Annotated in this window: 16 protein-coding genes and 1 tRNA gene; 5 read left to right on the top strand and 12 right to left on the bottom strand. The window is 68.8% G+C overall.

Annotation, left to right across the window (positions count from 1 at the left end; genetic code table 11):
- Positions 1 to 112 precede the first annotated feature (112 nt).
- The 7 genes from mutL to MKK63_RS14640 form a co-directional block, all read right to left on the bottom strand.
- The gene (mutL, locus tag MKK63_RS14670) at positions 113 to 2,068 is read right to left on the bottom strand and encodes a DNA mismatch repair endonuclease MutL (protein ID WP_244002889.1); all 1,956 of its coding nucleotides are present in this window, start codon (positions 2,066 to 2,068) and stop codon (positions 113 to 115) included.
- A 50-nt stretch (positions 2,069 to 2,118) separates the two neighbouring features.
- The gene (locus MKK63_RS14665) at positions 2,119 to 2,472 is read right to left on the bottom strand and encodes a hypothetical protein (protein WP_243921194.1); all 354 of its coding nucleotides are present in this window, start codon (positions 2,470 to 2,472) and stop codon (positions 2,119 to 2,121) included.
- A 94-nt stretch (positions 2,473 to 2,566) separates the two neighbouring features.
- A complete protein-coding gene (locus tag MKK63_RS14660) occupies positions 2,567 to 3,553 on the bottom strand; it encodes a branched-chain amino acid ABC transporter permease (protein ID WP_244002887.1) in 987 nt (328 codons plus the stop codon).
- Positions 3,554 to 3,575: 22 nt separating this feature from the next.
- Positions 3,576 to 4,463 (bottom strand): branched-chain amino acid ABC transporter permease, encoded by an 888-nt coding sequence (locus MKK63_RS14655; protein WP_243921198.1) that lies wholly within the window; start codon positions 4,461 to 4,463, stop codon positions 3,576 to 3,578.
- Positions 4,464 to 4,491: 28 nt separating this feature from the next.
- Positions 4,492 to 5,709, bottom strand: a complete 1,218-nt coding sequence (locus tag MKK63_RS14650) for an ABC transporter substrate-binding protein (RefSeq protein ID WP_244002885.1) — start codon at positions 5,707 to 5,709, stop codon at positions 4,492 to 4,494.
- Between the two features lie 92 nt (positions 5,710 to 5,801).
- On the bottom strand, positions 5,802 to 6,545 hold the full coding sequence (locus MKK63_RS14645; RefSeq protein ID WP_244002883.1) for an ABC transporter ATP-binding protein: 744 nt from the start codon (positions 6,543 to 6,545) through the stop codon (positions 5,802 to 5,804).
- Positions 6,538 to 7,296, bottom strand: coding sequence for an ABC transporter ATP-binding protein (locus MKK63_RS14640; RefSeq protein WP_244002881.1), 759 nt, complete (start codon positions 7,294 to 7,296; stop codon positions 6,538 to 6,540). The genes MKK63_RS14645 and MKK63_RS14640 overlap by 8 nt, the downstream gene beginning before the upstream one ends.
- A 215-nt stretch (positions 7,297 to 7,511) precedes the next feature.
- Between MKK63_RS14640 and MKK63_RS14635 the strand changes: the two genes are divergently transcribed.
- The 3 genes from MKK63_RS14635 to MKK63_RS14625 all read left to right on the top strand — a co-directional run bounded on the left by MKK63_RS14635 (position 7,512) and on the right by MKK63_RS14625 (position 10,288).
- Entirely contained in the window at positions 7,512 to 8,390 is an 879-nt protein-coding gene (locus MKK63_RS14635; protein ID WP_244002879.1) for a 2-dehydro-3-deoxygalactonokinase, read from the top strand.
- On the top strand, positions 8,387 to 9,022 hold the full coding sequence (locus MKK63_RS14630; protein ID WP_244002877.1) for a 2-dehydro-3-deoxy-6-phosphogalactonate aldolase: 636 nt from the start codon (positions 8,387 to 8,389) through the stop codon (positions 9,020 to 9,022). The genes MKK63_RS14635 and MKK63_RS14630 overlap by 4 nt, the downstream gene beginning before the upstream one ends.
- Before the next feature lie 99 nt (positions 9,023 to 9,121).
- The gene (locus MKK63_RS14625; protein ID WP_244002875.1) at positions 9,122 to 10,288 is read left to right on the top strand and encodes an alanine racemase; all 1,167 of its coding nucleotides are present in this window, start codon (positions 9,122 to 9,124) and stop codon (positions 10,286 to 10,288) included.
- Positions 10,289 to 10,325: 37 nt separating this feature from the next.
- On the opposite strand, the gene MKK63_RS14620 is transcribed toward MKK63_RS14625, so the two are convergent.
- From MKK63_RS14620 to MKK63_RS14605, 4 genes are all read right to left on the bottom strand, one after another.
- Entirely contained in the window at positions 10,326 to 10,499 is a 174-nt protein-coding gene (locus tag MKK63_RS14620) for a hypothetical protein (RefSeq protein WP_244002873.1), read from the bottom strand.
- Positions 10,500 to 10,647: 148 nt separating this feature from the next.
- Positions 10,648 to 11,568 carry a histone deacetylase gene (locus tag MKK63_RS14615; RefSeq protein ID WP_244002871.1) on the bottom strand — a complete coding sequence of 307 codons (921 nt, stop codon included), beginning with the start codon at positions 11,566 to 11,568 and terminating at the stop codon, positions 10,648 to 10,650.
- Positions 11,565 to 12,506, bottom strand: coding sequence for an NAD(P)/FAD-dependent oxidoreductase (locus MKK63_RS14610; RefSeq protein WP_244002869.1), 942 nt, complete (start codon positions 12,504 to 12,506; stop codon positions 11,565 to 11,567). The genes MKK63_RS14615 and MKK63_RS14610 overlap by 4 nt, the downstream gene beginning before the upstream one ends.
- 185 nt (positions 12,507 to 12,691) lie before the next feature.
- A tRNA-Leu gene (locus MKK63_RS14605) sits at positions 12,692 to 12,776 on the bottom strand.
- Positions 12,777 to 12,902: 126 nt separating this feature from the next.
- On the opposite strand from MKK63_RS14605, the gene MKK63_RS14600 reads away from it, so the two are divergent.
- On the top strand, positions 12,903 to 13,484 hold the full coding sequence (locus tag MKK63_RS14600) for a YqaA family protein (protein WP_243921218.1): 582 nt from the start codon (positions 12,903 to 12,905) through the stop codon (positions 13,482 to 13,484).
- 2 nt (positions 13,485 to 13,486) lie between these two features.
- Positions 13,487 to 13,975, top strand: coding sequence for a disulfide bond formation protein B (locus tag MKK63_RS14595; protein ID WP_244002866.1), 489 nt, complete (start codon positions 13,487 to 13,489; stop codon positions 13,973 to 13,975).
- Between the two features lie 52 nt (positions 13,976 to 14,027).
- Here MKK63_RS14595 and MKK63_RS14590 read toward each other — a convergent pair whose 3' ends face one another.
- A complete protein-coding gene (locus MKK63_RS14590; protein WP_244002864.1) occupies positions 14,028 to 14,477 on the bottom strand; it encodes a DUF1178 family protein in 450 nt (149 codons plus the stop codon).

The following is a 14,477-nucleotide window of genomic DNA, read 5'->3' as shown; positions in this document are numbered from 1 at the left end:
CGCCGGAAAGACCGTCCTCCCGAAACGCAAAGGTGACGTCCGAGCGCGACCATAGTTTTTGGTATGCCATTGGCATAGAAGATTCAAGCTCGCTCCGCGCGAACGTTCGGCGTCACCGCCGGCCGAACAGCCGCTCGATGTCCGACAGCTTCAGGGCGATCGAGGTCGGGCGGCCGTGGTTGCACTGGCCGGAATTCGGCGTCGCCTCCATTTCGCGTAGGAGCGCGTTCATCTCCTCCGGCCTCAGGCGGCGGCCGGCGCGGACCGAGCCGTGGCAGCTCATGCGCGAGAGCACCGCGTCGAGCCGCCGGCCCAGCGCACCGCCCTCCACGGCCGCTGCGCCGCCCTCCTCGTCCCCGCTCGCTTCGAGGGCGTCCAGAATGTCGGTGACGAGATCGCGCACCGACGCCCGGATCAGTGCGGCCGGCACCTCCCGGACCAGAACGGCCCCGGGCCCGAACGCCTCAATGGTCAGCCCGAGCCGATCGAGGTCCGGCGCAGCGGCGACCAGACGGTCGGCTTCTTCGGGGCTCATCTCCACAACATCGGGGATCAGCAGCCCCTGCCGGGCGATGCCGCCCGCTGCCCGCTCGGCCTTCATCCGCTCGTAGACGAGGCGCTCGTGTGCCGCGTGCTGATCGACGATGACGAGCCCATCGCGGGTCTGGGCGAGGATGTAGGTCTCGTGAATCTGCGCCCGCGCCGCCCCGAGGGGATGGTCGATCGCCTCCGGCGCCTCTTCGAGCGTCCGGACATCCGCCTGGGGCGGGGCCGCCAAATCCGGCCCAGCGAAGGCGGCTTGGGGCGCTTCCGCGAAACCACCCGCCTCGGACAGGGTGTAGGCCGGCTCCGCGGAGCTTGGGGCCGGCGCCGGTCGCCACGCCTGTGAGCCGCGGTAGCCCGCGGGCGCTGCCACCGAGGGCGCTCCGGCTGCGAACGGGCCGGGCCGCGTGGGCTGGAACAGGCTCGGCGCGGCGAGTCCGGTATGGATCGCGAGCGCTGGCCCGGCGGGACGCAGGGCGTCGAGGGTCCGCGCCGCACCCGTGGTGGCCGAGCGGGCGCCGCCGCGGCGCAGGGCGTCGTGGATGGCGCTGACGATCAGCGCCCGTACCAGTCCCGGTTCGCGGAAGCGCACCTCGGTCTTGGCCGGATGGACGTTCACATCGACCCGTTCGGGATCGCACGTGATCACGAGACCGAGCACCGGGTGACGGTCCGAGGCCAGGGTGTCGGCATAAGCGCCCCGCACCGCCCCGAGGAGCAGCCGGTCGCGCACCGGCCGGCCGTTGACCGCGAGATGGATGTGGGTCCCAGCGCCCCGGTGGTAGGTCGGCAGGCCGATCTGGCCGGTGACCGCGAAGCCCTCGCGGGCCAGCGAGACCGGCAGGGCGTTGGCGGCGAAGTCCGGTCCCAGCACCGCGGAGAGCCGGCGCAGATCCGCCTCGGGGCCGGTCTCGGCCGGCAGGACCAGGGGCTGGGCGGCATCGGCCCGCAGGCTGAAGCGGATCCCGGGCTGCGTGACGGCGAGCCGCCGCAGGGTCTCGGCGATCGCGGCGTTCTCGGCCCGGTCGGATTTGAGGAACTTCAGCCGGGCGGGGGTTGCGGCGAACAGCTCGGTCACCTCGATCCGGGTGCCGCGCTGCGCCGGCGCCGGGCGGACCGGACCCTTCAGGCCCGCTTCGACAATCAGGCTCGCCCCCGCTTCGGCCTCCGGCGTTCGGCTGACGATGGCGAGCCGCGAGACTGCCCCGATCGAGGGCAGCGCCTCGCCGCGGAAGCCCAGCGTGTCGATCGCCGTCAGATCGCCCCCGGGGAGCTTCGATGTGGCGTGGCGTTCGACCGCGAGATCGAGGTCGTCCGGATTCATGCCGCGCCCGTCGTCGACCACGCGGATCAGCCGGCGGCCACCCGCTTCGACGGTTACCTCGATGGACCGGGCGCCGGCATCGATGGCGTTCTCGACCAGCTCCTTCACGGCCGAGGCCGGGCGCTCCACCACCTCACCCGCGGCGATGCGGTCGACGAGCACGGGGTCGAGGCGGCGGACGGAGTGGACTTGGGTGGACATCGCCGCCGACGATAGACCCTCGCCGGCTTCGATCCAATCGTCGGCGTCGCTCAGGCGCGGTGCCGCGTCCCGCCGAGGGAGATCCGGCTGGCGCCGGCGCGCGTGCCGTGGCTCGGCGCCGCGTAGGGGCGCCGGGACAGGTCGTACAGGGCATTGCCGACGACCCCGGCCGCCCGGCGCAGGGTCGCGCCCTCGCACGTCGCCGCCACCCGGACACCGACCTCATGCGTGTGGCTGCGGCCGTAGAGCCATACGGCGAGCCGGGCGCGGGTCGCCTCCGGGATCCCGTCAAGCAGGAAGGCGGTGTCTTCGTGGTCGGCTTTGATCAGGCGTCCGACGGTCTCCGGTGGGACCGGGCAGTCGTGCGCAGGATCGTCGATGCTGAGGGGACGGACCTTCGTCATGGCGGACCTGACTGCTTTGATGCGTCAGGTTCACCGGTCTTGGTTAACGAAGACTGACCAGAACCAGAAACCGACCGGCGCGCGCCGGGCCAATTTACAACGGCCGGCGCACCACACGGGCGATCAGACCTACGATCCCCTCCCGGAACAGCAGCACGCACAGCACGAAGACGCAGCCCTGGATGATCGTCACCCAGGCGCCGAACTGGGCGAGGTAGGTCTCCATGGTGACGATCACCAAAGCGCCCACGATCGGCCCGAACACGGTGCCCATGCCACCGACCAGCGTCATCAGCACCACCTCGCCCGACATCGACCAGTGCACGTCTGTGAGCGAGGCGAGCTGAAACACGATCGCCTTGGTGGAGCCGGCCAAACCAGCGAGCGTGGCTGAGAGCACGAACACCGCGAGCTTGTACTGGCTCGCCCGGTAGCCCAGCGAGATCGCCCTCGGCTCGTTGTCGCGGATCGCCTTCAGCACCTGCCCGAACGGCGAATGGATGATGCGGTAGATCAGCAGCATCCCGGCCATGAAGATCACGCAGACGAGGCCGTACATCGCCCGGTCGTCCGCGAGGCTGATCACGCCGAACAGATTGCCGCGGGGCACCGCCTGGATGCCGTCCTCGCCGCCGGTGAACTTCGCCTGCAGCGAGAAGAAGAACGCCATCTGGGCGAGCGCCAGGGTTATCATCGAGAAGTAGATGCCCTGCCGGCGGATCGCCAGCGCGCCGAAGACGAGCCCGAACAGAGCCGCCGTGGCGGTCCCGCTGAGGATCGCGAGTTCGGGCGTGAAGCCGAGCTGCTTGGCCGTGTAGGCGCAGAGGTAGCTCGCCATGCCGAAATAGGTGGCGTGTCCGAAGGAGAGCAGGCCGCCGTAGCCGAGCAGCAGGTTGAAGGCGAGCGCGAACAGCGCGAAGCACAGCACCTTCATCAGGTAGACGGGGTAGAGCACCAGCGGCGCCAGGATCAGCAGCACGGCGATGCCGACGAAGATCAGGCGGTGGAGCGCCTTGTCGTCGCGGCCGGTCGCCGGCGCGGCGGCGATCGGGACGGCGTCGATGGCGGCGGTGTCGGCCATGGGTGTCGAGCCTCTTCGCGGGTCAGGCCGTGCGCCCGAACAGGCCGGCGGGTTTGACGAGCAGCACCAGCACCATGATCACGAAGATCACGGTCGCCGACGCTTCCGGGTAGAACACCTTGGTGAGCCCCTCGACGAGGCCGAGGGCGAAGCCTGTAATCACCGAGCCGATGATCGAGCCCATGCCGCCGATCACCACCACGGCGAAGACCACGATGATGATGTCGGCGCCCATATTCGGATTCACCGAGTAGATCGGCGCGGCGAGTACGCCCGCGAAGCCCGCGAGCGCGACGCCGAATCCATAGGTCAGCGTCAGGAACAGCGGCACGTTGACTCCGAAGGCCTGGACCAGCGTCGGGTTCTCGGTGGCGGCTCGCAGATAGGCGCCGAGCTTTGTCTTCTCGATCACGAGCCACGTGGCGATGCAGACGGTGAGCGACGCCACCACCACCCAGGCCCGGTAGTTCGGCAGGAACATGAACGGCAGGCGCTGGCCGCCCGACAGTTCGGGCGGGATCGCGTAGGGCAGGCCCGAGACGCCGTACTGGTTGCGGAACAGGCCCTGGATGATCAGCGCCAGCCCGAAGGTCAGGAGCAGGCCGTAGAGGTGGTCGAGCTTGTACAGCCGGGCGATCAGCAGCCGTTCCAGCACGATCCCGAAGGCACCAACCACGAGCGGCGCCAACCCCAGCGCCCACCAATAGCCGAGCCCGACATAGGTGAGCAGCATCCAGGCCACGAACGCGCCCATCATGTAGAGCGCGCCGTGGGCGAAGTTGATGATGTTGAGGAGCCCGAAGATGATCGCGAGCCCGAGCGACAGGATCGCGTAGAACGAGCCGTTGATCAGGCCGAGCAGCAATTGCCCGAACAGGGCCTGCATCGGCACACCGAAGATCGTGGTCATGGCCGGTCTCCGCGCCCCGCTACCATGCTCAGCCCTTCACGAGGGGGCAATTGCCCTCGTTCAGCGGGCGGAAAACCTGATCGCCCGGGATGGTCTCGAGCGTCTTGTAGAGGTCCCACTCGCCTTTCGACTCGGCGGGCTTCTTGACCTCGAACAGGTACATGTCGTGGATCTTGCGCCCGTCGGCGCGGATCACGCCCTTGCCGAACAGCGGATCGTCTGTCGGCATCGCCTTCATCTTGGCGACCGTGGCCGCACCGTCGGCAGTCGATTTCGTCTCCGCCACCGCCTTCAGGTAGTGCAGCACGTCTGAGTAGACGCCGGCATGATTGGCGGTGGGCTTCGAGCCGCCCTTCATCTGCTTGGCGAAGCGGTCCGAGAAGGCGCGGGTCTTGTCGTTCAGGTCCCAGTAGAACGGCTCGGTCAGCACCAATCCCTGGGCGACCTTGGTGCCGAGCGAGTGCACGTCCGATGAGAAGACCAGCAAGCCGGCCAAAGCCTGCCCGCCCTCGGTGATGCCGAACTCGCCCGCCTGCTTGATCGAATTGATCGTGTCGGTGCCGGCATTGGCCAGCCCGATCACCTTGGCGCCCGACCCTTGCGCCTGCAGCAGGAAGGATGAGAAGTCCGAGGTCGGGAACGGCGTCTTCACCGAGCCCAGGACCTTGCCGCCGCTCTTGGTGATCACCGCGCTGGTGTCGCGCTGGAGCGTCTGGCCGAATACGTAATCGGCGGTGAGGAAGTACCACGTGGTGCCGCCGCGCTTCACCATGGCGCCGCCGGTGCCGTTGGCGAGCGCTACGGTGTCGTAGACCCAGTGGATCGTGTTCGGCGTGCATTGCGGGCCGGTGAGGTCGGCAGTGCCGGCGCCGGTGTCGATGAAGACCTTGTTCTTCTCCCTGGTGACCTGGCTGATAGCGAGCGCCACCGAGGAGGTCACCCCGTCGGTGATCATGTCGACACTGTCACGGTCGTACCATTGCCGGGCGATGGCGGCGCCGACATCCGGCTTGTTCTGGTGGTCGGCCGAGACGATCTCGACCTTCAGCCCGTGCTGATCCGGCTTGAAATCCTCGACCGCGAGCTTGGCGGCCACGACCGAGCCCTCGCCGCTGATGTCCGAATAGGCGCCCGAGCGGTCACCGAGGATGCCGATCTTCACGTTGGTCTGCGCCGTTGCGGTGCCCATCATCAGGGCGCCCGCGAGGGCGGCGAGGGTGACGGGCCGGGCGATACGTCCGAACATACGCGTTTCCATCCTCTTTCGGCGCGGCTCTATTCCGCCGGCCGGAACTCGGGGCACCGGTTCTGGCGCTTCGACAGTATTCTTGGACAGGCTTAGACGCCCAGATAGGCGTGAAGCTTGTCGATATTGGCGTCTAGCTCAGCATTGGGGATCATGTCGACCACCCGCCCCTGCTCGATCACGAAATGTCGGTCCGCCAAGGTCTGTGCGAAGCGGAAGTTCTGTTCGACCAGGATGATAGTGTATCCCTGCCCCTTCAACTGCTGGATGGTTCGGCCGATCTGCTGGACGATGACCGGCGCGAGACCTTCGGTCGGCTCGTCGAGCAGGATCAGCTTGGCGCCGGTGCGCAGGATCCGGCCGATCGCCAGCATCTGCTGCTCGCCGCCCGAGAGCTTGGTGCCCTGGCTGCCGGCCCGCTCCTTCAGGTTCGGGAACAGCGTATGGATCTCGGCGACCGTCATGCCGCCGGGCTTCACCCGCGGCGGCAGCATCAGGTTCTCGTGGACGGTCAGGCTCGCGAAGATGCCGCGCTCCTCAGGCACGTAGCCGATGCCGAGGCGGGCGATGTTGCGCGACGCCATCCGGACCGTCTCGACACCGTCGTAGACGATCGAGCCGGCGCGCTTGCCGAGGATGCCTATGATCGCCCGGAGCGTCGTGGTCTTGCCGGCGCCGTTGCGGCCGAGCAGCGTGATCACCTCTCCGGTCCGCACGTCGATGTCGATGCCGTGGAGCACGTGACTCTCGCCGTACCAGCCCTCCAGGCCGCGGACGGTGAGGAGTGCGCCGGCTGCCGCGGCGGGCGTGTATGCCTTCGCGGTCGCCTCAAGCATGTCCGGCCCCGATATAAGCCTCGATCACGCGGGAATCCTCGGAGACGGTGGCGTAATCGCCCTCGGCAAGAACCTGCCCGCGGGCCAGCACGGTGATGCGATCCGACAGGGACGCGACCACCGACAGGTTGTGCTCCACCATCAGAATGGTCCGGTCCTTCGAGACCCGACGGATGAGCTGCGCCGTGCGCTCCACGTCCTCATGGCCCATGCCGGCCATCGGCTCGTCGAGGAGCAGCATCTCGGGATCGAGGGCGAGCGTGGTGGCGATCTCCAGCGCGCGTTTGCGGCCGTAGGACAGCTCGACGGCCTGCACATCCGCGAAGTCCGACAGGCCCACGGCCTCGACCAGAGCGAGCGCCTCACCGTTCAGCGCGCGCAACACCCGCTCGGCCCGCCAGAAATCGAAGGAATCGCCGCGCCGCCGCCGTTGCAGGGCGATGCGGACGTTTTCCATCACGGTCAGGTGGGGAAAGACGGCCGAGATCTGAAACGAGCGCACGAGGCCCAGCCGGGCCACGTCGGCGGCCTTCAGGCCGGTGATGTCGCGATCCTTGTAGCGGATCGTGCCGGCGGTTGGGATCAGGAACTTGGTCAGCAGGTTGAAGCAGGTGGTCTTGCCGGCCCCGTTCGGCCCGATGAGCGCGTGGATCGTCCCGCGCTCCACCTGCAGCGCCACGCCGTTCACGGCGCGGAAGCCGCGGAATTCCATCGTCAGGCCGTCGGTCGCCAGGATCACGTCCCGTGCCAAGCACGTTCCTCCCAAGTTTTGATTCTTGTTTTGAATCTTGCCGCCATATCGCCGAAGCGCAGCGGGTCCGTCCATCGCAAACGCGCGGCGCAACGCGACAATCCCCGGCTGGTATATCGGTGTCTCGTGTCGGCGGCCGGACCGGCCGAAGCTTGACCAAGCCGAAGAGCGCTAATAACTCAGACAAATCTGCTGCTGCAGCGTGAGGAGAACGCATGGCCCGTCACGCGGCCTACATCGCGGTCGATTGGGGCACCACCAACCGGCGCGCCTACGCGGTGGCGCCGGATGGTACGGTGCTCGATTCCCTCCGGGACGATCGCGGCGTGCTGAGCCTCGCGCGGGACGCGTACCCGGCCGAGATCGCGGCGTTGCGCGCGCGCCTGGGCGCGGAACCGGTCATCGCGGTCGGCATGGTGGGATCCAGCCGCGGTTGGTGCGAGGCGTCTTACGTCGATGCGCCCGCCACGCTGGACCGGCTGGCCGAATCCTGTCGGGAGGCCGCGCCGGGCGTGCGCATCGTTCCCGGCGTCGCCCTGCGCGACGGCCGGCGACCCGACGTGATGCGGGGCGAAGAGATCCAGGTGCTGGGCGCGATCCACGCAGGCGCCGCACCGGCGACCGCCCTGTTCTGCCAGCCCGGCACACACAACAAATGGATCGAGACGATCGACGGCGCCATCACGAATTTCACCACGGTGATGACCGGCGAACTCTTCGCCCTGCTGCGAACCCACGGGATCCTCGCCGGCATGCTCGATGGGGTCGTCTCGGACGGGGCCCCGTTCCGGCGCGGCCTTCGCCGGGGGATCGCGTCCGGCAATCTCGCTGCGACCCTGTTCGAGGTCCGGGCTGGGCTGCTACTCGACCGGCTCGAGCCGTCCGAGGCGGCGGCCTATGCCAGCGGCGTGCTGATCGGCGCAGATGTCGCGACCCGGGACGACCTGAGCCGCCGACCGGTCCATCTGCTGGGCGGTGGAGCCCTGACCGAACTCTATCGTGTCGCCATCGCGGAGTTCGGCGGGACGTCCGTCATCGTGCCGGACGGATCGACCACGGCCGGTATCCACGCCCTCTGGAGCCTGAACGCATGACGGTCCCCGAACGATTCGAAGCGGCCTTCGCCGCCTGCCCGCTGGTCGCGATCCTGCGAGGTTTGACGCCGGAGGAGGCGCCCGCGGTGGGCGATGCCCTCGTGGATGCGGGCTTCACGCTGATCGAGGTGCCGCTCAACTCGCCCGATCCGCTGCGCAGCATCGCGATTCTGGCGGAGCGCTTGGCCGGGCGCGCCCTTGTCGGCGCCGGCACCGTCCTCGAACCCGCGCAGGTCGAGGCGGTCCGGGCGGCGGGCGGCAGCCTGATCGTCTCGCCCAACGTGGATGCGGCGGTGATCCGCGCGACTCGTGCTCTCGGCCTCGTCTCCCTGCCCGGATACCTGACGCCGAGCGAAGCCTTCACGGCGCTCGCGGCCGGCGCGACCGCGCTGAAGCTGTTTCCGGCGGATGTCGCCTCGTCGGCGGCTTTGCGGGCCCACCGGGCCGTGCTTCCCCCGGGGACACGTGTCCTCGCCGTCGGCGGCGTGACGCCCGAGGGCATCGCCGCATGGCGCGCGGCGAGCGCCGATGGCTTCGGCCTTGGCTCGTACCTCTACCGTCCCGGCAAGGCGGCGGCCGATGTCGCGCGCGATGCGGCGGCCTTCGTGGCGGCGGTGCGGACATCCGCCTGACGCGTTCTGCCCGGAGCGAGGTCCGCGGCCAGTCCATCTTGGACCCGCGCCGGCAAACGCCTATCAGACAGCCGTCCCTGGGCAATTGGGAGCGGCGTGATGGCGGATGAGATCGCGGTATCGGTCGAGGATGACGGGCTCGACCTCATCGAGACGCCCTGCCTCCTCCTCGACGCCGATCGGCTGAAAGCCAACGTCGCCACCCTGCGTGCGCGGCTCGATGGGCTCGGCGTGGCCCTGCGCCCGCATCTCAAGACCACCAAGTCCCGCGACGTCGCCCGGATCGCCATGGCGAGTGAGGCCGGTCCTGCGACCGTCTCCACACTTCGCGAGGCCGAGTACTTCGCCGAGGGCGGCGTCCGGGACATGATCTACGCGGTCGGGATCGCGCCGCAGAAGCTCGAACGTGTCGGCTGGATCCGGCGGCATTGGCAGACCGATCTCGCGATCATCCTCGACTCGCGCGATCAGGCGGAGGCCGTGGCGGCCTGGAGCCGTCGCACCGGCGACCGCCTCCCGGTGCTGATCGAGGTCGACGCGGATGGTCACCGCTCCGGTGTGAAACCGCAGGATTCGGAAACGCTCGTCGCGATCGGTCGCGTCCTCGCCGGGGAGGCCAGCCTGCGCGGCGTTCTGCTGCACGCCGGCGACAGCTATGGGCTGAGCGAGCCGGACGCGCTCCGGGCCGCCGCCGAGGCCGAGCGCGTAGCCGCGGTGATGGCGGCGGCATCGCTCCGGGACGCAGGCCTGCCCTGCCCGGTGGTCAGCGTCGGCTCCACCCCGACAGCGCGGTACGCCGAGACCCTGGAGGGCATCACCGAGGTTCGCGCCGGCGTCTTCATGATCGGAGACTTGTTCCAGGCCGGCGTCGGCTCCTGCACGGTGTCGGACATCGCGCTCACCGTCCTGGCTACGGTGATCGGCCACCAGCGGGAGAAGGGCTGGATCATCACCGATGCCGGCTGGATGGCGTTGTCACGCGATCGGGGTACGGCCCGGCAGGCGGTCGACCAGGGCTATGGCCTTGCATGCGATCGCACCGGCCAGCCCTATCCAGACCTGATCGTCGCCGACGCCAATCAGGAGCACGGAATCGTGGCCCTGCGGAAAGGCTCGACGGCCGTCCTGCCCGATCTTCCGGTCGGTGCGCGCCTGCGCATCCTGCCCAATCACGCCTGCGCCACGGGGGCGCAGCATGACCGCTATCACGCCATGGCGGGTGGCCGTCTCACCGGCGCGATTTGGCCGCGGATCAACGGCTGGTAGGGCTGAACGACCCGCAAATCCGCGCGACGACTCTTGTTCAGGGACGCGCGCCGGGGGCGATGGCGCCGGTAATCACCGGTTCGCCGGCCACGACGGCGATCGCCGGTTGCGCCCGTTGCCGGTCGAGCTTGTCGGCCGATACGAGGGCGGCAGCGATCAGGGCTGCCACCGCCAGCGTCGCCTTCAGCACGTCCCAGACCCGCGCGAGCATGGACCCAACCTCAACGGCGACCGATTGCGGAGTGCGGATGTGTGGCGCAGCCCATCCGCAGTTCTGGCAACTTGTGCTGCGAGGCTTGCGCAAACCTTACCACGTCACCGGATCAGCGCGCTTCGTCCAACACTGATGCGGCAGTGCATCATCGGCCGTGCGACGCGCCTGAGGCCTCGGCGGCCAGGGCTTCGAAGACGAGGGCGTGGCGCTTGGCCAGGGCCTCGACATCCGTCGCGTAGCCGCCACCGATCACCGCGACGATGGGAATTCTCCGGGCTCGGGCCTGAGCCACGACAAACCGGTCCCGGGCCAGCAGGCCATCGTCGGTCAGGCAGAGCCGGCCCAGCCGGTCATCCTCATGCGGGTCGACGCCGGCATTGTAGAAGACGAGATCCGGCTGGAACGCATCGAGCAATTGCGGCAGGCGGGCGCTCAGCACGGCGAGGTACGCTTCGTCACCGAGCCGGTCCGGCAGGCCGATATCCAGGTCGCCGGCGATCTTCTGGGACGGGTAGTTGTTCTCACAGTGAATGGAGAGCGTGAACAGGTCGGGGCACAGGGCTAGGCAATCGGCCGTGCCGTCCCCCTGATGGACGTCGAGGTCGACCACCAGGGCGCGCCGCACCTGCCCCTCGGCCTGAAGCGTCCGGGCCGCCACCGCCACGTCGTTGAGCACGCAGAAGCCGGCCCCCTGCTGCCGGCGGGCGTGGTGGCTACCGCCCGCGGCGCTGCCCGCGAGCCCCTCCGCAAGCGCCAGCCGTGCGGCCAGCAAGGTCCCGCCCACGGAGCTGCGCGAGCGCCGGACGATTGCGGCATCAACCGGAAGCCCGATCGCCTTCTCGATGTTCCGGGACACGGAGCAGGTAAGGACCGCCTCCACGTAAGCCGGATCGTGGGCCCGGAGCAGGATCTCCGCGCTGGCCGGCTCGGGCGTCACGAAGCCCAACGGCGCGAGCCCCCTGGCGATCAGCGTCTCGGCCAGCAATCCGTATTTCCGCATCGGGAAGCGGTGACCGGCGGGCAGGCTGGCCTCGTAGGCAGGATGGAAGGCAATCGGCGGAATCATGCCCCGGCGCCGAGATCGGCCAGGATGGCCCCGGCCAGCGCCGATCCGCTGTCATAGGCCGCCTCGATCCGCGCCCCGAGGCACCAGTCGCCGGCCGCGCCGAGCCGCAGGACCGGATCGTAAAGGTTGCGCATTCCCAGCCGGCGCTCGACCTGGGCGTAGCGCCAGCGGTGGGCCTCAACATAAGTCGGACGCAAGGCCGTGCCGAGATGACGCTCGGCCGCCTGGAGCAGCGTGGCGATGATCGCCTCCTTCGGCTCCTCGAGATGATCGCGCGACCAATCCGCCGTCGCGTGGATCGTCAGCCGGTCGCCGATGGCGCGGTTAGGCTTCGACCCGTCCGCCGCGATCAACCCGATCGGATCCGCCCGCGGTTCGATCAGAGCCTCGATCATCGCACCCTCTGCGGCGACCATCAGCGACCAGCACGGGGCGTAGGCCGCGCGCTCGACGCCCGGAAGGGCGTATCCGGATGCGTCCAGCAGGCCTTTCACCTGCGGTGCTGGGAAGGTGATCGCCACAGCGTCGAACGGACCATGGATCGCGTCCGCGGCGGCCTCGACCTGCCATGTCGTTCCGCTCCGGCGGATCCGCGCGACCGTCGTCTCGCTCGCGACGGGAATCCCGGCCAGGAGATCCCTCACCGGCGCGGTCATATCGGGCACGCCCACGTGACGGCCGCCACCCGCCCAGGGCGCCGCGATGCCACGTCGCTCCCAATCTTCGAGTTGTGCTTCGAAGGCGGGCCCGTGCGCCCGCATGAACTGAGCACCGTGGTCGAATTGCAACGACCCGTGCCGACGGGTCGCCATTCGTCCGCCGATGGCGCGTCCCTTGTCGAACACTTGCACGCTCAGTCCGGCCTCCGCCAGCCTGCATGCCGCCGCGGCTCCGGCCATGCCGGCCCCCAGGATCGCCACGCTTCGACGGTCGCTCACGGCCCTGCCCTGTCTGCGGAGCGGCTTGGCTGGCCGCGTCTCAATCCAGATAGGGCAGCCCCGATCGGGGACAGCGCGACGCGGCGTCCCTGACAGACTGACCGGGCCGGACCCGATCCATCGCACCTGCCAGTTGGGGCGTCCCAGCGACAGAATGCGCGAAGAGGAGCGGACGCTCGGCCGACTGGTGCGGGTAGAGGGAATCGAACCCCCACGCCTTGCGGCTGGCGATTTTGAGTCGCCCGCGTCTACCAATTCCGCCATACCCGCGTGCACGGCGCTCTTCGCACAGGTCCCCTGTGCCGGCCAAGCGTATTTTTCGCGCGCGCCGGCGATCTGGCCAAGGCGTGGCACCTATGCTCAAAGGGCAGCCGTTTACTCAGTTCGGGAGATCGAATGCTCCGCCGGCTCTATGCGTGGATCCTGGCCCTCAGCGTCAGGCCCTCCGCGCCCTACGCGCTCGGCGCCGTGGCTTTCGCCGAAAGTTCGTTCTTCCCCGTGCCGCCGGACGCGATGCTGGTACCGATGGCGGTCAGCCGACCTGACCGGGTCTGGCTCTACGCCACCATCGCGACCGTCGCGTCGGTCCTGGGCGGCCTCGTCGGCTACGCGATCGGCGCCCTGCTGTTCGATTCTGTCGGGGAATGGCTGATCCGCCTCTACGGCCTGCAGAATTCGGCCGCGACCTTCCAGGATTCCTACGCCCGGTACGGGCATTGGGTGATCCTGCTGAAGGGACTGACGCCGATCCCCTACAAGCTCGTCACGATCACGTCGGGCTTCGCCCATTACTCTTTGTTCTGGTTCTTCGTCCTGTCGGTCATCACCCGTGGCGCCCGGTTCTTCATCCTGGCCGGGCTGCTCGGTCGCTACGGTGTCCAGATCCGCGGCGTCCTCGATCGGCATCTCAACGCGGTCGTGGCGATCTCGGTCGCGCTGATCGTCCTCGGGTTCCTGCTGTTCAAGGTGATCCTGTAGCCATGAATACGGCGGCCGCGCTTCGTCTCAAAACCGCCGGCCTGTGGCTGGCGATCCTATCCGCCGCGACCCTCGCGGCCGTGCTGGTGATGCAGTACGGATACGGTTATGCGCCCTGCAAGCTGTGCCTGACCGAGCGCCTGCCGTATTACGCGGCCTTGCCGCTCGGTCTCATCGCGCTGTTCGCCCCGGAACGCCTCGCGCGGATCGCCCTCGGGCTCGCCGCCCTCGGCCTGCTCTACAGTGCCGGCATCGGCGTCTACCACGCGGGCGCCGAATGGGGCTTCTGGCCGGGGCCGACCGATTGCGGCGGGGGAACGGGTGCCAACCCGGGCCAGGTCGGCGACTTCCTGAACGCCCTGCAGACCACCAAGGTGGTGGATTGCTCGGTGGCGGCTTTGCGGGTGCTCGGGGTTTCGCTGGCGGGCTGGAATGCTCTTGTGGCGTTCCTGCTGGCCTCCCTGGCGGGAACCGCCGCGGTGCGGCGCTGAACGGATCGAAGTCGCGGTCGTCGATCCGGGTCTTGTCCGTCGGGCCGATGTCCTAGTTGCGATCGTCCGGCAGGATCGGAATCGCGGCGACTTCGATCCCCTCATCGATCAGGGCACGCGCCTCGGCGGGACTGGCCTCACCGTAGATCGAGCGGCCCTCCGCCTCGCCGTAATGGATCTTGCGCGCCTCCTCGGGGAAGCGAGGGCCGACATGCTCGGAATTCGACACGACGTGTTCGCGCAGGGCCTTCAACATCGCCCGGACCTGCCGCTCAGGCTCGGCGATCAGGGCCACGGGAGCCTCGGCCTGCGCCGGACGCACGACCGGTCCCCGGTCGGTACGCGCGATACTCGGCACCATCAGGGCCTTGCCGACCGCGCTGCTGTCGCAGACCGGGCAGGCCACGAGGCCGCGCGCCACTTGGGTGTCGAAGGAATCGGAGGACGGGAACCAGCTCTCGAAGCCGTGTCCGGCCTCGCAGACGAGACTGTACCGGATCAT

Origin of the sequence: Methylobacterium sp. J-088 (assembly GCF_022829295.1) — a bacterium.
GTDB lineage: Bacteria > Pseudomonadota > Alphaproteobacteria > Rhizobiales > Beijerinckiaceae > Methylobacterium.
This window is presented reverse-complemented; position numbering and strand designations above follow the sequence as displayed.